This is a genomic window from Streptosporangium sp. H16 (assembly GCF_051918855.1).
GTDB lineage: Bacteria > Actinomycetota > Actinomycetes > Streptosporangiales > Streptosporangiaceae > Streptosporangium.
Window position 1 is genome coordinate 154,121 of record NZ_JBPXMD010000004.1, and the last position, 22,934, is coordinate 177,054.

Annotated in this window: 21 protein-coding genes; 14 read left to right on the top strand and 7 right to left on the bottom strand. The window is 70.7% G+C overall.

The window, feature by feature from the left end:
* Nucleotides 1-115: 115 nt before the first annotated feature.
* A complete protein-coding gene (locus tag ACTOQ2_RS08775) occupies nucleotides 116-895 on the top strand; it encodes a UbiA family prenyltransferase (protein WP_440099179.1) in 780 nt (259 codons plus the stop codon).
* 15 nt (nucleotides 896-910) lie between these two features.
* On the opposite strand, the gene ACTOQ2_RS08780 is transcribed toward ACTOQ2_RS08775, so the two are convergent.
* The gene (locus tag ACTOQ2_RS08780; RefSeq protein ID WP_440099180.1) at nucleotides 911-2,101 is read right to left on the bottom strand and encodes an FAD-dependent oxidoreductase; all 1,191 of its coding nucleotides are present in this window, start codon (nucleotides 2,099-2,101) and stop codon (nucleotides 911-913) included.
* A gap of 53 nt (nucleotides 2,102-2,154) precedes the next feature.
* Between ACTOQ2_RS08780 and ACTOQ2_RS08785 the strand changes: the two genes are divergently transcribed.
* The 4 genes from ACTOQ2_RS08785 (at nucleotide 2,155) to ACTOQ2_RS08800 (ending at nucleotide 5,004) form a co-directional block, all read left to right on the top strand.
* Nucleotides 2,155-2,724 carry a PadR family transcriptional regulator gene (locus ACTOQ2_RS08785; protein WP_440099181.1) on the top strand — a complete coding sequence of 190 codons (570 nt, stop codon included), beginning with the start codon at nucleotides 2,155-2,157 and terminating at the stop codon, nucleotides 2,722-2,724.
* A gap of 258 nt (nucleotides 2,725-2,982) precedes the next feature.
* A complete protein-coding gene (locus tag ACTOQ2_RS08790) occupies nucleotides 2,983-3,714 on the top strand; it encodes a hypothetical protein (RefSeq protein WP_440099182.1) in 732 nt (243 codons plus the stop codon).
* Between the two features lie 97 nt (nucleotides 3,715-3,811).
* Nucleotides 3,812-4,141 carry a PadR family transcriptional regulator gene (locus ACTOQ2_RS08795; RefSeq protein ID WP_440066097.1) on the top strand — a complete coding sequence of 110 codons (330 nt, stop codon included), beginning with the start codon at nucleotides 3,812-3,814 and terminating at the stop codon, nucleotides 4,139-4,141.
* Nucleotides 4,141-5,004: a hypothetical protein gene (locus ACTOQ2_RS08800; RefSeq protein WP_440099183.1), complete on the top strand. Its 864-nt coding sequence runs from the start codon at nucleotides 4,141-4,143 to the stop codon at nucleotides 5,002-5,004. Before ACTOQ2_RS08795 ends, ACTOQ2_RS08800 begins: the two co-directional genes overlap by 1 nt.
* Before the next feature lie 211 nt (nucleotides 5,005-5,215).
* Here the strand turns inward: ACTOQ2_RS08800 and ACTOQ2_RS08805 are convergent, their stop codons facing one another.
* On the bottom strand, nucleotides 5,216-8,077 hold the full coding sequence (locus tag ACTOQ2_RS08805) for a helix-turn-helix transcriptional regulator (RefSeq protein WP_440099184.1): 2,862 nt from the start codon (nucleotides 8,075-8,077) through the stop codon (nucleotides 5,216-5,218).
* A 971-nt stretch (nucleotides 8,078-9,048) separates the two neighbouring features.
* Here ACTOQ2_RS08805 and ACTOQ2_RS08810 point away from each other — a divergent pair.
* Both ACTOQ2_RS08810 and ACTOQ2_RS08815 read left to right on the top strand, forming a co-directional pair.
* A complete protein-coding gene (locus ACTOQ2_RS08810; protein ID WP_440099185.1) occupies nucleotides 9,049-10,344 on the top strand; it encodes a sensor histidine kinase in 1,296 nt (431 codons plus the stop codon).
* The gene (locus ACTOQ2_RS08815; protein WP_440099186.1) at nucleotides 10,341-11,708 is read left to right on the top strand and encodes a sensor histidine kinase; all 1,368 of its coding nucleotides are present in this window, start codon (nucleotides 10,341-10,343) and stop codon (nucleotides 11,706-11,708) included. Before ACTOQ2_RS08810 ends, ACTOQ2_RS08815 begins: the two co-directional genes overlap by 4 nt.
* A 75-nt stretch (nucleotides 11,709-11,783) precedes the next feature.
* Here ACTOQ2_RS08815 and ACTOQ2_RS08820 read toward each other — a convergent pair whose 3' ends face one another.
* The gene (locus ACTOQ2_RS08820; protein ID WP_440099187.1) at nucleotides 11,784-12,974 is read right to left on the bottom strand and encodes an RtcB family protein; all 1,191 of its coding nucleotides are present in this window, start codon (nucleotides 12,972-12,974) and stop codon (nucleotides 11,784-11,786) included.
* A gap of 313 nt (nucleotides 12,975-13,287) precedes the next feature.
* On the opposite strand from ACTOQ2_RS08820, the gene moaA reads away from it, so the two are divergent.
* Genes moaA through ACTOQ2_RS08835 form a run of 3 tightly spaced genes read left to right on the top strand, consistent with a single transcriptional unit; the run spans nucleotide 13,288 to nucleotide 15,296 of the window.
* Nucleotides 13,288-14,277, top strand: a complete 990-nt coding sequence (gene moaA, locus ACTOQ2_RS08825) for a GTP 3',8-cyclase MoaA (protein WP_440099188.1) — start codon at nucleotides 13,288-13,290, stop codon at nucleotides 14,275-14,277.
* 30 nt (nucleotides 14,278-14,307) lie between these two features.
* Nucleotides 14,308-15,042 (top strand): molybdenum cofactor guanylyltransferase, encoded by a 735-nt coding sequence (mobA, locus tag ACTOQ2_RS08830; protein ID WP_440099189.1) that lies wholly within the window; start codon nucleotides 14,308-14,310, stop codon nucleotides 15,040-15,042.
* A complete protein-coding gene (locus tag ACTOQ2_RS08835) occupies nucleotides 15,039-15,296 on the top strand; it encodes a DUF6457 domain-containing protein (protein ID WP_362685971.1) in 258 nt (85 codons plus the stop codon). Before mobA ends, ACTOQ2_RS08835 begins: the two co-directional genes overlap by 4 nt.
* A gap of 195 nt (nucleotides 15,297-15,491) precedes the next feature.
* Here ACTOQ2_RS08835 and ACTOQ2_RS08840 read toward each other — a convergent pair whose 3' ends face one another.
* The gene (locus ACTOQ2_RS08840; protein WP_440066105.1) at nucleotides 15,492-15,803 is read right to left on the bottom strand and encodes a DUF3099 domain-containing protein; all 312 of its coding nucleotides are present in this window, start codon (nucleotides 15,801-15,803) and stop codon (nucleotides 15,492-15,494) included.
* Between the two features lie 75 nt (nucleotides 15,804-15,878).
* On the opposite strand from ACTOQ2_RS08840, the gene ACTOQ2_RS08845 reads away from it, so the two are divergent.
* Together ACTOQ2_RS08845 and ACTOQ2_RS08850 are read left to right on the top strand one after the other, a co-directional pair.
* Nucleotides 15,879-16,091: a dodecin gene (locus ACTOQ2_RS08845; RefSeq protein ID WP_440066106.1), complete on the top strand. Its 213-nt coding sequence runs from the start codon at nucleotides 15,879-15,881 to the stop codon at nucleotides 16,089-16,091.
* A gap of 38 nt (nucleotides 16,092-16,129) precedes the next feature.
* Nucleotides 16,130-17,284 (top strand): carcinine hydrolase/isopenicillin-N N-acyltransferase family protein, encoded by a 1,155-nt coding sequence (locus ACTOQ2_RS08850; protein ID WP_440099190.1) that lies wholly within the window; start codon nucleotides 16,130-16,132, stop codon nucleotides 17,282-17,284.
* 22 nt (nucleotides 17,285-17,306) lie between these two features.
* On the opposite strand, the gene ACTOQ2_RS08855 is transcribed toward ACTOQ2_RS08850, so the two are convergent.
* Together ACTOQ2_RS08855 and ACTOQ2_RS08860 are read right to left on the bottom strand one after the other, a co-directional pair.
* Entirely contained in the window at nucleotides 17,307-18,674 is a 1,368-nt protein-coding gene (locus ACTOQ2_RS08855) for a metallopeptidase TldD-related protein (protein WP_440099191.1), read from the bottom strand.
* 62 nt (nucleotides 18,675-18,736) lie between these two features.
* Entirely contained in the window at nucleotides 18,737-20,236 is a 1,500-nt protein-coding gene (locus ACTOQ2_RS08860; RefSeq protein WP_440099192.1) for a TldD/PmbA family protein, read from the bottom strand.
* Between the two features lie 76 nt (nucleotides 20,237-20,312).
* Between ACTOQ2_RS08860 and ACTOQ2_RS08865 the strand changes: the two genes are divergently transcribed.
* Both ACTOQ2_RS08865 and fabI read left to right on the top strand, forming a co-directional pair.
* A complete protein-coding gene (locus ACTOQ2_RS08865) occupies nucleotides 20,313-21,017 on the top strand; it encodes a beta-ketoacyl-ACP reductase (RefSeq protein ID WP_440066110.1) in 705 nt (234 codons plus the stop codon).
* Nucleotide 21,018: 1 nt separating this feature from the next.
* Nucleotides 21,019-21,783 (top strand): enoyl-ACP reductase FabI, encoded by a 765-nt coding sequence (gene fabI / locus ACTOQ2_RS08870; protein ID WP_362685989.1) that lies wholly within the window; start codon nucleotides 21,019-21,021, stop codon nucleotides 21,781-21,783.
* Nucleotides 21,784-21,890: 107 nt separating this feature from the next.
* Here fabI and ACTOQ2_RS08875 read toward each other — a convergent pair whose 3' ends face one another.
* Nucleotides 21,891-22,910, bottom strand: coding sequence for a hypothetical protein (locus tag ACTOQ2_RS08875; RefSeq protein WP_440099193.1), 1,020 nt, complete (start codon nucleotides 22,908-22,910; stop codon nucleotides 21,891-21,893).
* Nucleotides 22,911-22,934: the final 24 nt, after the last annotated feature.

Sequence of the window (22,934 nt, forward strand, 5' to 3'; positions counted from 1 at the left end):
TGAGGTTCCCGCCTACGATCGATCCGTGACGAGGAGTCGGCCATCGCGTCTGGGCCCCGGGCCGTCGCTCCGGGCCGTACGGGGATTACTGCTGGCCTGTCACCCGGGACCGACCGTGGCGGTCACCGCCCTGGTGACCGCGCTGGCCGTCGCGAGCGGGCGCGACGCGGCCGGGTGCGCCCTGGTGGCCGCGGCCGTGCTGGCGGGACAGCTCTCGATCGGCTGGTGCAACGACGCGGTGGACGCCGCGCGGGACGCCGCCGCGGGCCGCACCGGCAAGCCCGTCGCCTCCGGAGCGGTGGGCGTCCGTACGGTGTGGGTCGCCGCGCTCTCGGCGCTGGCGCTGTGCGTGCCGCTCTCGCTGGCCTCCGGTCCCGCCGCCGGTGCCGTCCACCTGGCAGGCGTCGCCGCGGCGTGGGCCTACGACCTCGGGCTCAAGGCGACCGCGCTGTCCTGGCTGCCGTACGCGGTGGGGTTCGGCTCGCTGCCGGGGTTCGTGACCCTGGGCCTGCCGGGACACCCGTGGCCCGCCTGGTGGGCGGTGACGGCCGCGGCGCTGCTCGGCTGCGGGGCGCACCTGGCCAACGTGCTTCCCGACATCCCCGCGGACCTCGCGGGCGGGGTCCGCGGCTGGCCGCAGCGGCTCGGCACCGTCCGCGTCCGCCTCCTGATCCCGCTGCCCCTGCTGGCCGCGACGGCCCTGCTCGTCTTCGGGCCCCCGGAGCCGCCGGGCGCGGGAAGCTGGGCCGCCCTGGCGGCGGCGGGGGTCTTCACCGCCGGTGGGCTGGCACTGGGCCGGGGCTCGTCGCGCGTCCCCTTCGCGATGGCGATCGCCGTCGCCGCGGTCGACGTCGCCCTGCTCCTCGCCCGTGGCACCGCCATCACCGCGCCCTGACCGGCCGCCCGCGTCTCAGCGAGACGTCGCGGACGCCGCGGGTACCGGGTCGTCCCAGGAGATCCGGTGGTCGTGTATCCAGGCCAGCGCGTTCCTCCTGTCCACCTGCCGCATGATGGCGGGGAGCGTGAGGTCGCGGAGGAGGGCGCGGACGGCTCCGGGGGCCTTGCCGCTTCCGCTGCGCCTGCCGTGCGCCACGATCCGTTCCACCCGGCCCCGCCGCAGCCTCTCGAACGCGGCGAACGCGTCGAGGGTGCCGGGGACGTCACGCAGGCACTTGGCCAGCACCACCGCGTCCTCGATCGCCATGGACGCCCCCTGGCCCGACGAGGGCGAGGCCGCGTGCGCGGCGTCGCCCAGGATCACCATGCGCTCGTTGAACCACTTCGGCACGGTCGGGAGGTCGTAGGTGTTCCATCCGGCAGGGATGCGGTCGGTCGCGCGGATGATGTCGAGCATCGGCCCGGTGTCGTCCCTGAACAGCTCCGTCAGCGTGGCGCGCCACCGTTCCGGGGTGACCGCCGCGAGCTCCTCCGGAGCCGGCTCCCTAGGACTCGGCGGGTTGGCGAACCACCACACCTGGCCGTCCGGATGGACCAGGTAGCCGAAGAAGGCCCTCCTGCCGAAGATGAAGTGGTTCGTTCCCGGCTCGCCCGGCACCTCCACGCCGTCCGCGAAACCGCCCGTGTTCAGCAGCCCGACGTGCCGGGCGCGTGGCGCGCCGGGGTCGATGACCGTGCGCGTGCGCGAGCGGAGCCCGTCGGCGCCGACCAGGAGGTCGCCCTCGGCCATGCCGCCGTCGGAGAAGACCGCACGCACCCCGTCCGCGGTGATCGAGGCGTCGGTGAGGCGCTTGCCGTAGTGGATCCGCACCCCGCGCCGTACGGCCTCGTCGCGCAGCGCCAGGTGGAGGTCGGCGCGCTTCAGCGTCCGGCTGGGCTGCCGGGTGGAGGCGAGCGGCCTGCCCCGGCCGTTGAGCATCAGCATCCGCGAGGAGTCCATGCCCAGGTCGTGGACGAGATCGTGCAGGTCGAGGAGGCGCAGGGCCTCGATCCCGTTGACCGCGAGCGTGAGGAAGGCGCCCACGCCCTCCGACCCGCGGTCGTACGCCTCGAAGACCTCGCAGTCCACGCCCGCGCGCCGCAGGGCCATGGCCGTTACCGGACCCGCGATGCCCCCACCGATGATCAATGCTTTCTTGGTCATAAGATGACTATATATAAAATGACTATTACCTGGCGAGTCCTACGATGTCCGTCATGTCTACGAGGCGGTCTCCCCTGGCCATGGCGCTGCTCTCGCTGGTCGCCGAGGCGCCGATGCACGCGTACCGGATGCAGCGGCTGATCAAGGAGCGGCACAAGGACGAGGTGGTCAACGTCGCGCAGCGCAACAGCGTGTACCAGACCATCGACCGGCTGCTGCGCGACGGGCTCATCGCGGTCAGGGAGACCTCGCGCGAGGAGAACCGCCCGGAGCGGACCGTCTACGAGCCCACCGAGGCGGGCCGCGACACGCTGCGGCAGTGGATGCGGACGATGCTCTCCGCGCGGGCCCGCGAGTTCCCCGAGTTCCCGGCCGCGCTCGCCTTCATGGTCGTGCTGCCGCCCGAGGAGGTCCGTGCCGCCCTTGAGGAGCGCCTGACCTCGCTGGAGACGCGGCTGTCGGAGCTGGACACCGACCTGACCGAGGGCGGGAGATTCCTGCCCCGCGTCTTCCTGGTGGAGTCCGAGTACCAGCGGGCCGTGCTCAAGGCCGAGCTCGACTACGTCCGCGGCCTCGCCGGCGACCTGCGCGCGGGCCTGCTCGGCTGGGACTACCGCCTCTGAGGTCCACCGGCGTCCACCAGGCCGGGCCGCCGCGGGCGCCCCGGCATCGTGACACTCACCCGGACGGTCCGCCGATGCCCGGCCCGCCGCCCCCGCGGCACTCCCGGCCCCGTCAGGAAGGCGTGAGCGTGGCCGGGTGAACTCCGCCCGGATCCTCGTGGGCGCCCCTGTTCTGGCCACAAAAGGCCATCCCGTTGCCATCGGGGAAACGCGGTGGAAGTGTCATGGTTCCTCCGGAAAAGTAATTGGGAGATCACCATGAGTCAGGCCACGCACGCGACCCCGAAGCAGACACGGATGGCGGCCGTGCAGGCGGCGATCGCCAAGACGAAGATGGCCACGGCCAAGCTGTGGAACCCCTGGCCGCAGCTGCTGGACGACGACGTCGTCATCAAGAAGCTGCAAATCGCGGCCGGTGGTGGGAACGTTCCAGAAATCATTCCCGACGGGCAGCGGTTCTCCGACCTCAAGCCCGTGCGCCTGCCGGCGATCGGAAAGGAGGCGGGGCTCGGCGGGCCGGTGACCCAGTCCACGTTCGCCGAGGCCCGCGAGAAGCTCAAGAGCGGGTACGTCGCGACCGGGCGGGCCAACTACCGCGGGCTCACCGGCGCCAACTGCACGCTCTTCGCCTGTTGCGTCATCGGGATGCTCGCCGACCAGCCCAAGCTGCTCGGCTCGGGCGTCAAGGTGGAGCTGGTCAACTTCCGTGACACCACCGGGGGCGCCGGGCACGCCTACGTCGTCGTGGGACGCGCCGAGGGCGATGTGGGCGACATCAGGACCTACGGCCCCGACTGCTTCTTCGTCGACCAGTGGTACGCCCGCCACAAGAGCGGCACGCCTGGCGTCCAGGGGGTCAAGGACGCCGTTCCGGGTGAGCCTCCCAACCCCTTCTGGGACCTCGACTTCTACGCCTTCATGAGCGACGGGACCTCCCCCGTCGTGAAGCTCGCCTTCACCAGCGACGAACTGTCCAAGCTCGGGCTCTGAGCCCTCCCGGCGCGCCCCGCCGTCTCCCTCACCGGTCACCGACGGCGGGCGCGCCGGCACCCTTGCTTAGTCCAACTTACTAAGTTTTACTGAATAGATGGGACGTCGAACACAGGACCTCGGGCGCTTCACCGACGTGGCACTGCTCGTGCTCATCAGCCTCGCCGAGGGCGACAAACACGGTTACCGGATGATCCAGGACATCGAGGGGTTCTCCGGGACGGCTCTGGAGCCCGGCACCCTCTACGGGGCGCTCATGCGCCTGGAGAAGCGCGACTGGATCGAGCAGGTCGCCTCCGGCGAGCGACGCAAGCCGTACCGGCTCACGGAGAGCGGCAGGGGCGCGCTCACCGAGCAGCTCGCGACGCTGCGCCGGATCGAGCGGACGGGCGCCAGGCGCGCGGGGGTCGCCTGGGGGTCGTCATGATGCGGGCGCTGGCTGTCGGAGTGCTGCGGCTCTATCCCATGGCGTGGCGCAGGCGCTACGAGGAGGAGGTCCGCGAGCTGATCGAGGCGCGCCCGGTGCGGCTTCGCACGGTGGCCGATCTCCTCGCGGGCGCGTTCGACGCCCGGATCAACCGTGACCTGATCCCAGGAGGCTCCGCCGTGCGAACTCCGCCCGCCGCCGTGCTGATCGTCGGCGGCATCGCGCTCACCTACCTCTGGAACCCCGGCATCCGGCAGGTGGCCAGCCTGGAGGCCACGTGGTCGCACGCTCTGGAGCACGGGCCGGTCGCGGAGCCGCTGGCCGTCGTGAGCACCACGGTGTTCACGACGGCACCGATGATCGCCGTGCTCGCGATGCTCCCGCTGCTGGTGAACGCGGTGAGGGTGATCAGACGCAGCGAGCTTTCCGCCCCCTTCGAGGTGATCGCCTTCGCGCCCCTGTGCCTGGTTCCAGCGGCACTGTTCGGTTGGCTGTACGTGAGCATGGTGTTCCTGGACTCCGGGTTTCCGATGGGAGTGTTCGGCAACGCCATGACCGGCGGCTTCTTCGTGCCGATGATGCTCGCCTTCCTCCTGGCGCTGCCTTCGAAGGCGGCCGGGGATCCCATGCTCGCCCCCGGCGTCCGTGCCGCCGGCCGGTTGCTCGCCGTCGCCGCCGGAGCCACCGCCCTGGCCTGGCTGCCGATCGCCGTCCTGATGCTCATGGGTGCCGAGGGGGTCACGGCCTCCTTCGCGGCAGCGGTGGCGGCGAGCGCGGCGGTCAGCGTGGCGATGTCGGCTTTCATCGCCGGGCGGGCCCTCGGCCACGGCCGTCAGGCGGTCCGGCACCTCGCCCACGCCTGACGGGGAAGCGCGTCCGGCCGCCCCGCTGTCCCGCGTGACGCCGCGACTCGATGGTCGTCGAGTCGCGAGGTGGCCGGCGGTTCCGGCCTTGTCGATCGCGTTCGGGATGTGACCCGGAGCGATCTCCTGCCGCCACGACGTCGCTCCAGGCGACAGGTTCGCGCCGGCCGCTTGGGCCGGCCTCGCGACACCGTGATCTCAGCCATCGGGCCTAAGAGGTCCTGCGGAGGTCGGGGCGTTTCTCGGCGACGATGCGAGCCAGCTCGGCACGGGACGCGATGTCGAGTTTGCCGAACATCCGGCGAAGGTGGGTGGACACCGTGTGGGGGGAGAGGAACATCCGCTCGGCGGCCTGGCGGTTGGTCATACCTCGGGCGACCAGGTCGGCCACCGCGCGTTCAGTGTCGGTGAGGCTGTCCCATCCGAAAGACGGCCGCTGGGACCGGGCCCAGTGGCGGCGCCGTACACCCAGTGCCCGCAGCCGGGCTCGCACCCGGGCCACGTCCCAGAGCGCACCGATGCGCTCGTAGCCGTCGAGCGCCTCATCCAGGCACTCGACGGCCTTCACCGAGGCATCGGCGCCGGAATCGGTGGCCCACAGGACGCCGAGGTCTTCGGCGACCAAGGCGCGTGCCCACGGTTCGGGCTGATCGGCGGCGGCGGTCAACGCGCCGGGGTCCTGATGGAAAATGCCGCGGGCGTGGGCGAACGTGGTGGCGAAGACGGGGAAGTCCGGGTTGTTTCTGGCCAGGTACTCGGCCGTGTCAACGATGGCCTGCGCGTACGGACGGTTCGCCGCGGCCAGCGCCAGCCGGGTCATCCAGGCGGCCGTGAGAGGCGTCGTGAGGAGTGCCCAGCGCCGCTCCTCCTCGTCGGTGTAGATCGTGTGAAGGATGTCGATCGCCCGTCCGGGATCACCTTGGGCCTCGGCCACCGCCGCCATCACCCACCTTTCCCACACCGATCCGAACAACATCTCGGGCGCGGCGTGGACGGACTGGAAGCGTTCGATGTGCCCGACCGCGGCGTCGATGTCGCCCCGCCGCAGGGCAAGGACAGCGAGTATGGACAGCCCGACGCGGATGAACCCGTGTGTGCCCAGCTCTTCGGCGATCGTTTTCCCGGCTTGGGCCTCGGCGGCGGCGTCGTCAAGTCGACCGACGCCCAGATTCAGAACGGAGCGGAACAGTGCGGGTTGTGCGGCGAGCACGGTCAGCCCGAGGTCGTTGATCTCCTCCTCCGCGGCCTGGATGGCGATGTCGGCCGCATCGAACTGACGCACGGCTCTGTAGTGGAGGCTCAGTATCAGGCGCGTGTACGGGCGCTGGATGGCTTCGGCGGTGCCGCTGTCGGTGATGCGCAGGGCTTCACAAAGACGCGCGAACGAGTCGGCGATCCGCCCATCGACCATCGCGAACCGGGCGAGCAGCAGGAGAGCTCCGACCACGGCGGCATCGGTGTGCCGCTCTCGATCGGCCAGAACGGCTTCCGCCTGTTGCCGTCCTTTCTGGAAGTCGTTCAGCCAGGTAAGCCCCCAGAACATCGTCCATTCGGCGATGCCGCGAAGGTCCTCGGGCAGGTCTTTTTGGGCGAGCAGGCTTTCGGCCTCGGATACCGCATCCGCCGGTCGGCCGCTCAGCAGCAGGATGTGCGCCAGCGCGCATCGCAGGCGAGGCGCGTGGCAGGCCGGGGCCCTGCCCAGCGCGGCACGGGCAAGATCGGCCGCCTCGGACAGCCGTCCGATGACCGTCAGGGCGTCGACCGCGGTGGTGGCGCGACCGAACCAGTCGGGGTCGGTGGAGCCGCTGAGTTCCAGCGCCCGCAGGGCGAGGTCGGCGGCGGTCTGAGGTGAGGACCGCAGCACCTCCCGTGCCGCCTGGTCCAGTCCAAGGAGTGCGGACGTATCACCGCGGCCGGCGCTGTGAATGAGGTGCGCGGCGGCGGGAACGGCCGACCCGCCTCGGTTGAGCAGCATCTCTGCCGCGTCGTGGTGCAGGGCCCGGCGTACGGGGGCGGGGATGGTTCCGATCACCGCCTGCCACAGCAGATCGTGCCGGAAGGTGAGCTCGTCCCCGGCGGGTTCGACGATGCCGGCCGCCATCGCCTCCTCCAGCATCGGCAACAGGCCACTGGTCGATTCGCCGAATATCTCGGTCAGATCTCTCACCGAGAATGAACGGCCCAGGATTCCGGCGCCCTGCAGCATGTGCCTGGTCGGTGCGGACAGCTCCTCCAGGCGTTCCTGGGTGATCGCCTGAGCACACGGCAGTCGTGCCGAGATCATCCGTGCGTGACCGTCGGCGATCCGGAAGACGCACTCGCTTTTTAGTTTCTCCAGAAGATCGACGAGCAGGAAGGGATTGCCGTCCGCGATGTCGGCCAGGGCCAGCACCTCCGGTTCGGGCGCTGCCCCGAGGACGTCGGTGACGACGTCGGTCACTGCTCGCTCGTCCAGCGCCTCCAACGTGATCCGGCTCGCGCCGTCACGTTCCAGTACGTCGAACAGACAGTTGAGGCGGGGGCCATCGCCGCTGCCGCTGGTGCGGGTCAGCATCCAGACGAGCGGGTAGGAGGCGAGGTCTCTGGTCATCGACCGCAGCGCCAGCAGGGTTATCGGGTCGGCCCACTGCAGGTCGTCCAAGGTGAGGAGCAGCGGTTTTTGAGCCACCCGCTGCTCCAGGGGGCCTTGTAGTCGCTCCACCAGCAGCAGTCGCTGATCGGCCGGACCGGAGATGGTCATGTGATCGTCTGCGGGAAGCGCACAGCCGGATTGTCCGAGCGCCGATGTCAGCGGGGCCAGCGGTATCAGCTGGGTCAGCTCGTCCGCCGTGCCCTGGGCGATCTCCAACCCCGCCCTCGCCGCCGCGGTGACGGCCATGTCGAGCAGACGGCTCTTTCCGACGCCCGACCGGCCCTCGACCAGTATGATCCCGCCCCGGCCGATCTTGGCCGCCTGCAGCAACTCGACGACGAGCCGCCACTCCCGCGCGCGGCCACGCCAACCAGGCCACGACGACTGATGGAGATCGGGCTCATCAGCAGTTTCACCGTCACAGCGGGATAAATGCCCCATAGGCCCATGAACCACCCAGATGTCGGCCGTGTCAAGTACGGGGCCGGAGGGGGAGGGCCCGCGATGTTCCCCGGCCTCCGTAACGTCACTTTCGCGAAGAAAGCCGTTGCCCGCTCAAGCGCGCAAGGTCTTCGCCCGGCTTCGTCCTTCCCGCGCTTCTCGTCGTGCGACATGGCCGCGAGGGCGAACACCTGACCTTGGACGTCCGTAAAACAGGGACCAAGTCCACTCCAACCGAGCCCCAAACCGGTGGTCGCACGCGCGGAGCGCAGAGGTACAAACATGCATAAATGTGCGATACGGCGGCCTTTGGTCGCAGGCCAAGCTCATACCGTTCACTCATTCCCGGTGAAGTGGCGCGAAAGGATCCCCTCGGCTGAGGCGCGTAAGGGAGCGACGGCGGTGGCGACCCGCCGGTAGCGGCTCCCGGTCCCCTCGGAACTCCGGCATCCCCCTCGAATCTGTTTTCCAGAAGGATGGTAATGGCGGACCCGTACGACAACTGGATGATACTCATGTGGCCCCTGATCACCCTGCTCACGTGGACGGTGATCGCCACGGGCCTGGTGCGTCTGCTGACCGACAGATCATGGGAGCGGCGGGCCGATCTCCCGTCCCCGGAGACGTCGCTCTTCAGGAAGCCCACGTGCGGGGAGACCGGTGATGACGACCATTGGCGTCGCGGGGCGAAGGATCCGCCTCACCGTCTGCCGAAGCCCTGCTGTTCGCCTCGTGTGCCTTCTGCGATCGACCCCGCCGACCGGCCCCGCACCCGTTCCCCGCAGGCGGGTGACGACTCTGTTCAGGAGCGGTCGCCCGGTTCAACAGGTCGCACGAGTATTAGCGGGCGTCACCTGCGCCTGCCGCTTGTAGGCCGGAGGTGGAAGTCGGCTCGTACGAGGTCACTGACACGGGCCATCCGATGCGGGCCGGGATCGGTCCGGGGACAGATCACCCTGCTGACCACCGCCGTGGCCGTCCTCACCCTCCTCACCCTCCTCGTCGCGGGGGCGGGGATGTACTCGATGGACCACGCACGCACCGCCCAAGGGCAGGAAGCCCCTCAGCGGGCCGTGCCCGCTGCCAATGAGACCGGCTCCGGAACGGCACCCGGCCGGTTGCGATCGCGTGCCGCCGACCTCGGCCGGACCCGGACCGTGGCGCGGGGCCACCATCCGGCCGCCTCGCCGGCCGCCGCCCTGGGGCCGCTCCCCGGCCAGGCGAGCCGATGGTCCCTGCGCCACCGCGAGCCGCGGTTGCCGGCGTCCGGATCCAGCGGCTCGGCCACCTCGCCGGTTCGCGCCGCGGGGCCGCGGGCCGCGGGTTTCCCGTCGCCGGACTCCCGTCACCTGATCCTGGTGATCGAGGCCGTCGCGCTGATCTCCTTGGCCACGTACGCCACCTGGAAGGTGACCGGCCGGGTGTTACGCCCTGTGGACGTGGTGCGCTCCGAACTGGCAGTGATCGGCTTCGGCGACCTGCACACGCGCATCTCCGAACCGGCCAACGCGCGAGAGGTGGCCCGTCTGTGCCGGACGATCAACAATGCGCTGCAGCGCCTGGACGAGGGCAAGGAGGAGCTTCAGGAGTTGGAACGCTCCCATCGGCGATTCGCCTCGGACGTCTCCCACGAACTGCGTACTCCCATAGCCGGACTGCGCGCGCAGCTGGAGGAGGCGCAACAGGATCTCGGCGGGGTTCGGCTGCCTGACCTGGTCGAATCGATGCTGGGACAGGTGGAGCGGCTCCAGGAGATCACCGACGACCTGCTGTTCCTGGCCCGCGTGGGGACCGGCGCGGCCGCCGAACAACAGCACCTGGATCTCGCGGCACTCGTCCGGGCCGAGGTTTCCCGACGGTCGGATCAGCGTCCGGTACAGCTCCACCTCGCGTCCGGCAGCATCGTCAACGCGGTGCCCATCCAGATCGGCCGGCTGCTCGCCAACCTGCTGGACAACGCCCAAAGACACTGCACGCACCAGGTATGCGTCGATGTGCACGCCGTTCACGCCGTGGTCGAGCTCGCGGTCAGCGACGACGGGCCGGGAATCGCGCTCGGCGACAGGGAGCGTGTGTTTCACCGTCTCACCCGGCTGGACGACGCCCGCCGGCTCGATCACAACGGCACCGGCCTCGGCCTCGCCATCGCCCGTGACATCGCCCACGCGCATCACGGAACCCTGAACGTCGAGGAGAGCACCACCGGCGGTGCGTGCTTCGTCCTCCGGCTGCCCCGGGTCCCGTCCGTGAACGGGGGGCCGTCATGAGGCTTGAACGCCGCACGATCAGAGGCCGCCTGGCGCTGTTCACCGGCGTGGCGGTGGGTTCGCTGTGCACCGTGTTCTCCATCGTCCTGTTGTTCGTCATCAACAGGACGGCCACCGGCGAACTCACCAAGGAGGTGACCGCTGTGGGGGAGCTGGCCGCCTACTACGTCGACCATGGAAAACTCGTCGATCCACTTCCGCCCATCCCGCAGAACCTGATCCGCCCCATCCAGGTGGTCGATCCTCGAGGAAGGGTGGTCGCGGCGACCAGAGATCTGCGGAACCAGCCGGCCATGGCGCGTTTCACCCCGAAGTCCCCTCACCGGGTGGCCAGCGCCGTCATCTGCCACTCCGTCTTCGCGTCAGGCCGTTGCCACATCGTCGTCGCACAGCAGGTGTTCCGCAACGGGGACTGGACCATTTACAGTGCCGCGCCGACGCCGCCGTTCGCCGTCTATCCGGGCGTGACGGCCCTGCTGGTCGCGGGGACGGTCATCTTCACGATCGCGGTGGCCTGCGGGGCGCGGCACACCGTCACCCGCTCGCTGAAACCCGTGGACGCCATCCGGGCCCAGCTCGACCACATCCAGAGCACCGACCTCGGCCGCCGGGTCCCGGTCCCCATGGCCAAGGACGAGATCCACCGGCTGGCCCGCAGCGTCAACCAGACACTTGACCGGCTGGAGGGCGTGCTGGAGCAGCAACGACGGTTCTGTTCCGACGCCTCCCACGAGCTGCGTAGCCCGATCACCGCCATCCGCGCCCAGATGGAGGTCGCCCTCATGGCGCCGCGGGACGTCGACCCGGCCGAGTTGTGCAACGCCGTGCTCCCGAGCGTGGAACGGCTCCATTCGATCGCCGCCGACCTGCTGACGCTCACCCGCCTGGACACGGGCGTACCGTACGAGCGACGAATCGTGGATCTCGCCGAGCTCGTCACCACGGAACTGAAGGGCCACAAGCCGAGCAGGAAGATCGTCCAGCACCTGGCGGCGGGCGTGACGGTCAGCGGTGACCGGGTGCGGCTGGGCCAGTTGATCGGCAATCTGGTCCAGAACGCCCAGCGACACGCCTCCTCCACGGTCACGATCACTGTACGACGCGCGGACGGCGACCCGCGATTCCCGGAGAAGGCCGCGGAACTGGAGGTGCTCGACGACGGTGCGGGAGTCGCTGCCGACCAGCGAGAGACGGTGTTCCAGCGGTTCACCCGGCTGGACACCGCCCGGAGCAGGGACGCGGGAGGTGTCGGACTCGGTCTCCCCATCGCCCGGCAGATCGCCGAGAGCCACGGCGGCACGCTCACCATCCAGGACAGCGCCCAGGGCGCGCGCTTCGTCGTCCGCCTCCCGCTGTCCCCGTGACGCTCGTCCAGGGCCGTCGACGGCCCTGGACGGTTGCGGACGCCGAGGTGGCTTCGGGGCACGGGAGGCGCGGGCTCAGCCCTTGTAGTTGAACACCTGGCGCAGCGTGTGCTGGATCGCGACCAGGTCCTTCTGGTCCGCCATCACCTGGTCGATCGGCTTGTAGGCCTGCGGGTGCTCGTCCACCAGGGCGGCGGCGCGGTCCGCGTTCCAGGTGCGGCCGCGCATCGCCTCGGTGAGGGACGTGGCGGTGAGCTCCCGCTTCGCCCGGGTGCGCGACATCCTGCGGCCGGCTCCGTGGGAGCAGGAGTTGTACGACATCGGGTTGCCGAGCCCGCGCACGATGTACGAGCGCGTGCCCATCGAGCCCGGGATCACGCCCTCGTCGCCCGTGTCGGCCTTGATGGCTCCCTTGCGGGTGATCCACAGCTCCTTGCCGTCGTGCGTCTCCCGCTGGGTGAAGTTGTGGTGGCAGTTGATCGTCCGGAGCCGCTGCCCCTTGCCGGCGACCCGGAACAGGGCGTTGCTCAGCACCTTGTCCATCCGGGCGCGCGAGGCCATGGCATAGGCCTGCGACCACAGCATGTCCTCGATGTAGGCGGTGAACTCCGGAGTGTTCTGCACCAGATAGGCCAGGTCCGGGTCCTCCAGGCCGATCGCCTGCCTCTTCATCGTCTTCTTGGCGTCGACGATGTGCTTGGTGGCGAGCAGGTTGCCGATGCCGCGCGAGCCCGAGTGCAGCACCGTCCAGACCCGGTCACGCTCGTCGAGGCAGACCTCGACGAAGTGGTTGCCGGATCCGAGGGTGCCGAACTGCAGCGACACCTTCTTCTCCTGCTGAGGGGTCAGGCCGGTGTGCGGGCGGCCGAGGTCGCTGAGCGCGCGGTCCATGGACGGGTCGTCGTGGCCCTTGCCGACGCCGGCCGGGATCCGCCTCTCCACCAGCGGCATCAGGGCATCGAGGGTGTCCGGGAGGTCGGCGGCGGTGAGCGTGGTCTCGGTCGCGACCATGCCGCAGCCGATGTCGACGCCGACGGCGGCCGGGATGATCGCCCCTTCGGTCGGGATCACCGATCCGACCGTCGCGCCGATGCCGATGTGCGCGTCGGGCATGAGAGCGACGTGTCCGGAGACGAACGGCAGGCGGGCGGCGCGCGCGGCCTGCATGATCGTACTCTCGTCGATCTCGCTGGCCCACGACACCAGGTTCGGTGCGGGCTGGTTCGGCATCATGATCTCCTTGGTTGCGAGATCCAGTTTGCCCACGTTCCACATGAGATCCCACTTATTTTATCGGGCGTTGTAGGCCGTGACCGCTCGGCGTACCTCGCGGGTACGAGGACATCCGGCCGGTCGTGGCGACGCGGGCCGGCCCGGTCGGGACCGCCGCCCATCCGCGGCAACCGATCCGTGTCAGGGGGCGGGCCGATCGGGCCGGGGCGTACGAGGTCATCTCATCAGGAATCAACCATCTCGTGGTGATGTTGAAACGTTAAGGGCCTGCTTTAGGGCCGGGCGGGGGGCTGGCCGTAGGCTGGCCCCCTGTCCCAACAGGTGATCGACTGGGAGGTGGCGTCCCGTGTTGCAGGACTCGTTCGGTCGCGTTGCGACTGATCTGCGGGTGTCCCTCACCGATCGCTGCAATCTGCGCTGCTCCTACTGCATGCCACCCGAGGGCCTCGAATGGTTGCCGAAGCCCGAGCTGCTGACCGCCGACGAGATTGTCCGGCTGGTCACCATCGGGGTGGAGCGGCTCGGCATCACCGAGGTCCGCTACACCGGCGGCGAGCCCCTGCTCCGCCGCGAGCTCATCGACATCGTGACCCGCACCACCGCGCTCGACCCCGTCCCGCAGGTCTCGCTGACCACCAACGGGATCGGGCTGAGCCGGATGGCGGACGCCCTGGCCGCCGCCGGTCTGCACCGGGTCAACGTCTCCCTCGACACCCTCGATCGCGAGACCTTCAAGAAGCTCGCCCACCGCGACCGCCTGGCCGACGTCCTGGCCGGGCTGGAGGCGGCCGACGCCGCCGGACTGCGCCCGGTCAAGGTCAACACGGTGCTGATGCGCGGGATCAACGACCACGAGGCCGTGCCGCTGCTCCGCTACTGCCTTGAGCGGGGCTACGAGCTCCGGTTCATCGAGCAGATGCCACTGGACGCCCAGCACGGCTGGCGCCGGGAGAACATGATCACGGCTGATGAGATCCTCGCCATGCTCAAGGCCGACTTCGACCTGGTCGACGCCGACTCGGCGGAGCGCGGCAGCGCCCCGGCGGAGCTGTTCCTCGTCGATGGCGGCCCGGCCAGGGTGGGGGTCATCGGCTCGGTCACCCGGCCGTTCTGCGGCGCGTGCGACCGGGTACGGCTCACCGCCGACGGCCAGATCCGCAACTGCCTGTTCGCCACCGACGAGTCCGACCTGAGGGCCGCGATGCGCGCCGGCGCCGGTGACGACGAGATCGCAGAGCGCTGGCGATCCGCGGTCCGGATCAAGAAGGCCGGTCACGGCATCGACGACCCGACCTTCCTGCAGCCGTCCCGCCCGATGTCCGCCATCGGCGGCTGACGTCCCCGCCCGGAGACCCGGAGGTGTCCGATGACCGCCCGCCACGACGCCTGCATCCTGGCGGGCGGTCTCGCGCGAAGGCTCGGCGGGCGGGACAAGCCCGGCCTGCACGTCTCCGGCCGCCCGCTGGTCGAGTCGGTGGCCGCCGCAGTGCCCGGCGCGGCACGGCTGATCGTCGTCGGGCCGCCCCGCCCCGGGCTGCCGCGCGCGATCTTCCGGCGTGAGGACCCGCCGGGAGGCGGCCCCGTCCCGGCGCTTCGTGCGGGTCTGGCCGAGGTGACCGCGCCGTGGGTGGCGCTGCTCGCCGCCGATCTCCCGTTCCTGACCGCCGAGCACGTGAACGCGCTGCTGGACGCCGCCGGGGCGGGGGACGGGCGGGACACGGCGCCGTACGCGGGAACGGGGCCCTCTCCGGGCGGGGCCGGGACGCGCGCCGGAGAGGCTGGCGGGCCCCGGGCCGGGGCGGTGCTCCTCGACGACGGCGGGCGCGAGCAGTGGCTCGCCGGGGTGTGGCACGCGCGGAGCCTGGCGCGGGCGCTCGCCCGCTACGAGGGGCGGTCGCTGCACGGGCTGCTCGCCCCGCTCGCCCCGGTCACGCTTCATCTCACCGGGCAGCCATGGTTCGATTGCGACACCATGGACGATCTACAGCGGGCCCGGACGGTGGAGCCGGGCTCCGGCGGCGGAGGCGTGGGTTCCGGCGAGGGCCGCGAGAGCGGTGACGGCGCGGGACGGGCGCGACCGCGGACAAGGAGCGAGATGTGAACGTGCTGACGGAGTGGACCGCGCTGGTCTGCCGGGAGCTGGGCATCGATCCCGCGGTGATGGACCGCGACGAGGTGCTGGACCTGACCAAGGAGGTCGCGCACGGGGTGGCCAGGCCCGCCGCGCCGCTGACGGCCTATCTGCTCGGCCTGGCCCAGGGGGCGGGCACGGCGCCGCCGGACGTCGTGGAGCGGCTGACCACGCTGGCGCGCAACTGGGAACAGGCGACGACCGAGACGCTGGGCGACAAATAATGCCAAAGCCGAGGCGCTTTAATGTAAAAGTCTGAGAAAAGGGCGACGCCGGGTGGTTACGGGGGCAAACCACCCGGCGTCGCTTCATCGGCGTTCCGACGGGGGCCCGGAACGCCGGCAACAGTGCCCCGACGGGGGACCAGGGCACTTGGCTAAAGCGTACACCTACTACCCTTGGGGTGCGTCAAGACTTAGTCACGACCCGATCTCGCGTCGGTGGCGTGGAATCTCGCTTTGTCCGGAATCTTCCACGTCAGGGACATGCGGAACCCCGCGCGGTGGCGCGTTGGCCCCGATCACGGCAACGTATGGTAAAAAGATCGCTCCGGCGAAGAGTAGCAGCCGCACGGGCATCGGAGCGGGCACCGTGAAGGCGAGGACCAGGCAGATCAGCCGGATCCCCATCTTGATGAAGTAGCTCTTCTCGCGCTTGCCGATGTCGGCGCTCAGGGAGGGCTGGGCGTCCGTCACCTGATGAACCACCGGGCGCCTGCGCCATCCCTTCACGATTCCCAATCTAGGCCTCATATCGGCTGGGTGCGAACGGTCATGTAATCGTGGCTTTCCGGGAAGAAGCAGGGGATGACAGATCGAACGTATCGGGTGACCGAGATAGTCGGCACTTCGGGGGAGAGCGTCGAGGCCGCCGTCCGCAACGGGGTCCGACGCGCCTCCCAGACCCTGCGCCATCTCGACTGGTTCGAGGTGACCGAGATCAGAGGGCATATCGAGGAAGGGGAGATCGGCCACTTCCAGGTCGGCATGAAGATCGGATTCCGCCTGGAGGACGACTGAGCCTGTACGACGGATGTCCGGTGCCGCAGACTACGGGGATGAAGGAGACCCGGGGTCCGAGGGCGGGAAGGCCGCCCGGTGCGGCGGCGGGCGCGGTGGCACGGGCCGCGCTGGCCGCGGCGGTGATCCTCCCGGCCGGCTGCGCCACCCCGGCGGGCGGCGCGCCCACAGTGCCTGCCACAGTGCCCGCCGCAGTGCCCGCCGCCACCGGGGCCGTCTCGCGAACCACGCCCACCACCGCCCCCACGCCCACCACCCCCGACGCCGGGCCGCGGGCCGGAACGCGGGAGGAACCGCTGCTGCGCCAGAGCGCCGCCGACGTCGCGCGGACGATAGGCAGCCTCCGCAAGATCGACGACCTGCCGCTGTACGAGATGACCTACCACGGGTCGTACGACCTCGAGGCGCCCCTGGGGGAGGAGGAACTGGCGGGGCGCGCCGACGGCTGGGCCTGCTCCCTGTTCGCCCTCGGCGGCGACCGGCCGCTGTTCGGCCGCAACTTCGACTGGGATCCCAACCCGGCGCTGATCGTGCACGCCGACCCGCCCGACGGCTACGCCTCGGTCTCCGTCGTCGACCTGTTCCACCTGATCGGAGGCTCCGCGCCGCCGGACCTGTCCGCCGCGCCCGACCGCCGCAGGATGGCCCACGCGGTGCTCGCCCCCTACGACGGGGTCAACGAGAAGGGCCTGGCGATCGGCATGGCCACCTCGCCCGAGGGCGGGCTGCCCGCCCGCTCTCCCGACCGCCCCGACATCACCAGCGTGCGCGTCATCCGGATGATGCTCGACCAGGCGGCGACCGTGGACGAGGCGTTGGCGATCATGCGCCGCTACGACGTCGACTTCACGATCGGGCCGCAGATCCACTACCTCATCGCCGACGCGGCGGGCGGGTCGGCCGTCGTGGAGTACGCAGGGGGCAGGCTCAACGTCATCGACGACCGCATGCTCACCAACTTCGGCATGACCGGCACGTCCGCCGCCCAGCGCCGGGCCGACCACCGCTACCGCACGCTCGCCGAGGGGCTGCCCGCCACCCGGGACTGGCGCGACGCGATGGGCCTGCTCCGGCGGGTGGCCCAGCCGCACACCCGCTGGTCGGTCGTCTACGACCTCACCGACGCCACCGCCCGCGTGGTGGCGGGGCAGCGCTGGGAGACGGTGCACACCATCCCGCTCGTCCAGCGCTGAACGGCCCGTACCCGGCGAGGGCCTAGCTGGCCTGGCTCACCGTCGACATGTTGAAGTCGGGCACCCGGATCGGGGGCATGATCGCGCGGTTGAAGTAGTCGCTCCACTCGCGCGGCAGGGTCTGCTCGGAGGCGCCGATCTCGGTGAGGCGGCGCAGCAGGTCCACCGGGCTCTCGTTGAAGCGGAAGTTGTTCACCTCGCCCACGACCTCGCCGTTCTCCACCAGGTAGACGCCGTCGCGGGTCAGCCCGGTCAGCAGCAGCGTCTGCGGGTCGACCTCGCGGATGTACCACAGGCAGGTGAGCAGCAGGCCGCGCTCGGTGGAGGCGATCATCTCCTCCAGCGACCGCCCGCCCTCGGGCCCCCGCATGATCAGGTTGTCGACGGCCGGGGTCACCGGCAGGCCGGTCAGCTCGGCCGAGTGCCGGGTCTGCAGCAGGTTGGCCAGCCTGCCGCCGGAGATCCAGTCGGTGGGCTCAATCGGCAGCCCGTTGTCGAACACCGAGTTCTCCCGGCCGGAGGCGTGCGCCACCACGAACGGAGGGCACTCGACGCCCGGCGCCGAGGGGTCGCCGTACAGGCGGACCGGCAGCTCGGACAGGACGTCGCCGACGCGGGTGCCGCCACCGGGCCTGGAGAAGACCGTGCGTCCCTCCAGGGCGTCGCGCGCTCCGGCCGTCCAGTACAGGTACGTCATCAGGTCGGCCACGGCCGTCGGCGGCAGAAGCGTCTCGTACCGGCCCGCGGGCAGCTCGACGCGGTTCCTCGCCCACTCCAGGCGCCGGGCCAGCGAGGCGTCCAGGGCCGCCACGTCGACGTCGGAGAAGTCCCGGGTGGACACGCCGGTCCACGCCGAGCGCCTCATGTCGGGCGACTTGGCGTTCAGCTCCAGGCGGCCGGTGGGCTGGGTGTGCCGCAGCCGGGTGCCGGTCGAGGTGCCCACGAAGGTCGTCGTGACGGTGTGCTCGGCGAACCCGTACAGCCTGCGCCCGCCGGCCTCGGCCGTGGCGAAGGTCTCGCCCAGGGCGGGGGCGAAGGCGCCGAACACCCCGATCGAGGTCGTCTCCGCGAGGGCGTCCCAGTCGCCCGAGCGGGTGCCCTCCAGCAGCGGCCGGGCGTCCTCGGACGGCCGCGCGTCCTCGGCGGCGTGGTCGGCGGCGGCCACGACGTCGTCGAGCTGGTCAGGGCGGACCGCCGCCCGCGACACCACGCCCACGCCGCGGCCCACGATGGAGATCACGGTCAGCTGCGCGGAACGGGATACGCCGTTGGTGGTGAGGGTGTTGCCCGCGAAACGCAGGTTGGCGCTCGAGGTCTCGTCCACGATCACGACGTTGTCGTCGGCCGTGGAGAGGTCGAGGACCTTCTCGATCATCTCTTGGGGGGTCATCCCGTTCCTCTCCCGCCGGACCGCCTGTCCGGCGCCTTCTTCCGTCCGCTCACCCCGCGTGCTCAACTGCCACTCTCCTGGACCGTGTTGAGGATGCGCACGCCGCGGAAGAGCGCCGACGGGCAGCCATGGCTGACCGGCGCGACCTGGCCCGGCTGCCCCTTGCCGCAGTTGAACGCCCCGCCCAGCACGTACGTCTGCGGCCCGCCGACCGCCGCCATCGACCGCCAGAAGTCGGTCGTCGTGGCCTGGTAGGCGACGTCGCGCAGCTGCCCGGTGAGCCTGCCGTTCTCGATCAGATAGAACCGCTCACCGGTGAACTGGAAGTTGTACCTCTGCATGTCGATGGACCAGCTCTTGTCGCCGACCACGTAGATGCCCCGGTCGACGCCGGAGATCAGCTCCTCGGTGGTGGGGCCGTCGGGCGCCGGGCGCAGCGACACGTTGGCCATCCGCTGGATCGGGGTGTGGCCGGGGGAGTCGGCGAAGGCGCAGCCGTTGGAGGCGCCCAGGCCCTTCAGCAGCGCCATCCGCCGGTCGAGCTGGTAGCCGACCAGGACGCCGTCGGAGACGATGTCGAACTCCCTGGTCGCCACCCCCTCGTCGTCGTAGCCGATCGTGGACAGGCCGTGCTCGACGGTGCGGTCACCGGTCACGTTCATCGCCTGCGAGCCGTACACCAGCTTGCCGAGCTGGTCGAAGGTGGCGAAACTCGTCCCGGCGTACGCCGCCTCGTAGCCGAGGGCGCGGTCGAGCTCGGTGGCGTGCCCGATCGACTCGTGGATCGTCAGCCACAGGTTCGACGGGTCGACCACCAGGTCGTACAGCCCCGCCTCGACGGAGGGGGCCCGGAGCTTCTCCTCCAGCAGCTCGGGGATGCGCGCCAGCTCCTTGGGGAAGTCCCAGCCGGTGCCGGTGAGGTATTCGTACCCCCGGCCGACGGGCGGGGCGAGCGTCCGCATCGAGTCGAAGCGGCCGTCCAGCACCCTCGTCGCGTTCAGCCGGGGATGGACGCGCACCCGCTGCTGCGTGGTGGTGGTCCCGGCCGTGTCGGCGTAGAACTTCTGCTCCTTGACCTGCATCAGCGACGCCTGGACGTGGTCCACCCCGGGATCCCTCAGCAGGTCGCCCGACCAGTCGGCGAGCAGCGCCGCCTTGTCGCGCATCGGCACCTCGAACGGGTCGACCTCGTAGGAGGAGATCCAGGTGACGTCGGAGTGCACCGCCTCGGGGGCCAGCTCGACGGGCTCGCGGTTGACCGCCGCGGAGACGACCGCCACCTCCACCGCCTGCTCGGCGACCCTGACGGCCGCCTCGGGGGTGAGCTCGATGCCCGCCGCGAAACCCCAGGTGCCGTCCTTGACGACCCGTACGGCGTAACCGAGGGTGTCGGCGTCGATGGAACCTTCCAACGCGGCGTCGGAGAGACGCAGGGTCTCCCCGCGGATGCGCTCCAGCCGGAAGTCGGCGTGCTCGGCGCCCAGGTCACGGGCGCGCTGCAGGGCCGCGTCCGCCAGCCGGCGCAGAGGCAGGGCGAGGAAGTCGGAGTCGATCTGGCGCATGTCAACGATCCTAGCCCTGTGATCTTGTCCCTCCCGGACAAGGTGGTTACCCCCCGGTAGCCGATACCGTCTGACCATGGCTCGATCTGTTCTCGTAACCGGCGGCAATCGCGGCATCGGCCTCGCGATCGCCCGCGAACTCGCTCAGGCAGGCGACGACGTCGCCGTCACCTACCGTTCCGGCCAGCCCCCAGAGGGCCTGTTCGGCGTGCGCTGCGATGTGACCAGCACGGCCGACGTGGACGCCGCCTTCGCGAAGGTCGAGGCCGAGTTCGGCCCGGTCGAGGTGCTCGTCGCCAATGCCGGCATCACCAGGGACACGCTGCTGCCGATGATGAAGGAGGAGACCTTCACCGACGTCATCGACGCCAACCTGACCGGCGCCTACCGGGTCGCCAAGCGCGCCACCCGCGGCATGCTGCGGCTCAAGCGCGGTCGCATCGTGCTGATCTCCTCGGTGGTCGCCATGCTCGGCTCGGCCGGGCAGACCAACTACGCCGCCTCCAAGGCCGGCATGATCGGCTTCGCCCGGTCGGCCGCCAGGGAGCTGGGCTCGCGCAACATCACCGTCAACGTGGTCGCCCCCGGCTTCGTGGAGACCGAGATGACGGCCGAGCTGGACGAGGCGTACCAGGAGCAGATCCGGAAGAACATCCCCCTGGGCCGCTACGCCGCCCCGGAGGAGATCGCGCGCGTGGTCAGGTTCCTGGCCGGCGAGGACGCCGCCTACATCACGGGGGCCGTCATCCCCGTCGATGGCGGCCTTGGAATGGGGCACTGACGTGGGAATCCTCGAAGGCAAGCGGCTCCTCGTCACCGGGGTGCTCACCGACGCCTCCATCGCCTTCTCGGTGGCCAAACTGGCCCAGGAGGAGGGCGCGCAGATCGTGCTCACCGGATTCGGCCGGCTCAGCCTGGTCGAGCGCATCGCCAAGCGCCTGCCGGAGCCGCCCCCCGTGCTGGAGCTCGACGTGACCAACACCGAGCACCTCGACTCCCTGGCCGACCGGGTCGGCGAGCACCTCGGCGGCCTGGACGGGGTGGTGCACGCCATCGGCTTCGCGCCGCAGACCGCCCTGGGCGGCAACTTCCTGAACACCTCCTGGGAGGACGTGGCGACCGCCGTCCAGGTCTCCACGTACTCGTTCAAGTCGCTCGCGGTGGCCGCGCTCCCGCTCATGAAGGAGGGCGGCGCGATCGTCGGCCTCGACTTCGACGCCACGAAGGCCTGGCCGGTGTACGACTGGATGGGCGTGGCCAAGGCCGGCCTGGAGTCCTGCTCCCGCTACCTGGCCCGCGATCTCGGCAAGCACGGCATCCGGGTCAACCTCGTCGCCGCGGGCCCGATCAGGACCATGGCCGCCAGGAGCATCCCCGGCTTCGTCGAGTTCGAGGAGAGCTGGCCCGCCAAGGCCCCGATCGGCTGGGACATCAACGACCCGATCCCGGCGGCCAAGGCGTGTGTCGCCCTGCTGTCCGACTGGTTCCCCGCCACGACCGGCGAGATCGTCCACGTCGACGGCGGCGTCCACGCCATCGGAGCCTGAGCAGTTCCCGGCCCGGCGGGCGGTGATCGGCCGGGCCGGTGTCGTACCGGGGCGGCGAGGCCGCGGCGGCCGTGAAGCGGCCGGGCCGGAACCGCGGGCCGGGGCGGTCAGGCCACCCGGTGGTGTCCCGGCGGAGCCGGCTCGAACGGTATCGACTCCCTGACCCTCCGCCTGCTGTAGAGCAGGCGGACCGCGAGGATGGCCGAGACGAGCACCGTCGTGGTGAGCACGGTGCTCGCCGTGTCGGACGACCGGCTGGGGGTCACCGGGTGCTCGTCCGGCATCTGCCGCTGGAGCTCCTGCATCAGCGGGGCGGGCCACAGCAACTCCACCCGGGGCGCCTCGGCGTCGACCACGGGTGACGGCCTGGGGGCCACCGGCTCGCCCACCTCGGTCGTGAGCGTCCTGGCGTCCGGGAGCGGCGTCTGGGGGAACGGTGGCCGGTCGGTCGGCACCGGAACCGGGCTCTTCCTGGCCGGGGCGGCGTCCTGGTCCCGTGAGGGGCTCGCCGAGGGGGTCGCCGACGGGCTGGGGCTCGGCGACGCCCTGGGCCAAGGCGTCTCGGAGGTCCCGGGCTCCCGCGGCTCCTCGATGAGGGGGGCCACCGGCGAGTCCGCGCACTTGGCGGAGGCCGCGGTCCCGCAGGCGTCGGCGGGGGCCTGAGTCCGGGGCGCCTGCGTGCCGCCGGAGGATTTCTCCTCCTCCTTCGCGGTGGACGGCCTCTTGTCCGACGAGGGGGCCGGTGCCGGGGTCTCCGCCTCGGCGCCGGCGGGCGTCTCGGCGTTGTTCCCTCTGCCGTTCTCGGCGTTGTTCCCTCTGCCGTTCTCGGCGTTGTTCCCTCTGCCGTTCTCGGGGTTGTTCCCGGCGTTGTTCCCGGCGTTGTCGTCCCCGCCGGAGGGCGCCGGTGAGGGGGCGAGCGGGGAGATGCCCTCCGTGAGGCCGTCCACGACGCCCTCCACGGCCTGGCAGACCCGGCCCGTCACCGTGCCCAGCAGCCCTTCGTGATCGCAGTCGTCCAGCCGTGCGACGGCACTCGCCCGGGCGGCGCTCACGGGCACGACGGCGACCGCCGGGATTCCACCCCCCAGCGCCAGCGCCAGAACGCCTGCCGCCATCGCAGTTCGCACTCGTCTCCTTCGCCCCGGCCGGAC

What these genes read in the sequence shown, in the direction of transcription:
- ACTOQ2_RS08780 (WP_440099180.1), bottom strand. Translation starts at nt 2,101, where the DNA reads ATGACCAAGAAAGCATTGATCATCGGTGGGGGCATCGCGGGTCCGGTA.
- ACTOQ2_RS08785 (WP_440099181.1), top strand. Translation starts at nt 2,155, where the DNA reads ATGTCTACGAGGCGGTCTCCCCTGGCCATGGCGCTGCTCTCGCTGGTC.
- ACTOQ2_RS08790 (WP_440099182.1), top strand. Translation starts at nt 2,983, where the DNA reads ATGAGTCAGGCCACGCACGCGACCCCGAAGCAGACACGGATGGCGGCC.
- ACTOQ2_RS08795 (WP_440066097.1), top strand. Translation starts at nt 3,812, where the DNA reads ATGGGACGTCGAACACAGGACCTCGGGCGCTTCACCGACGTGGCACTG.
- ACTOQ2_RS08800 (WP_440099183.1), top strand. Translation starts at nt 4,141, where the DNA reads ATGCGGGCGCTGGCTGTCGGAGTGCTGCGGCTCTATCCCATGGCGTGG.
- ACTOQ2_RS08805 (WP_440099184.1), bottom strand. Translation starts at nt 8,077, where the DNA reads ATGGGGCATTTATCCCGCTGTGACGGTGAAACTGCTGATGAGCCCGAT.
- ACTOQ2_RS08815 (WP_440099186.1), top strand. Translation starts at nt 10,341, where the DNA reads ATGAGGCTTGAACGCCGCACGATCAGAGGCCGCCTGGCGCTGTTCACC.
- mobA (WP_440099189.1), top strand. Translation starts at nt 14,308, where the DNA reads ATGACCGCCCGCCACGACGCCTGCATCCTGGCGGGCGGTCTCGCGCGA.
- ACTOQ2_RS08845 (WP_440066106.1), top strand. Translation starts at nt 15,879, where the DNA reads ATGACAGATCGAACGTATCGGGTGACCGAGATAGTCGGCACTTCGGGG.
- ACTOQ2_RS08850 (WP_440099190.1), top strand. Translation starts at nt 16,130, where the DNA reads ATGAAGGAGACCCGGGGTCCGAGGGCGGGAAGGCCGCCCGGTGCGGCG.
- ACTOQ2_RS08855 (WP_440099191.1), bottom strand. Translation starts at nt 18,674, where the DNA reads ATGACCCCCCAAGAGATGATCGAGAAGGTCCTCGACCTCTCCACGGCC.
- ACTOQ2_RS08860 (WP_440099192.1), bottom strand. Translation starts at nt 20,236, where the DNA reads ATGCGCCAGATCGACTCCGACTTCCTCGCCCTGCCTCTGCGCCGGCTG.
- ACTOQ2_RS08865 (WP_440066110.1), top strand. Translation starts at nt 20,313, where the DNA reads ATGGCTCGATCTGTTCTCGTAACCGGCGGCAATCGCGGCATCGGCCTC.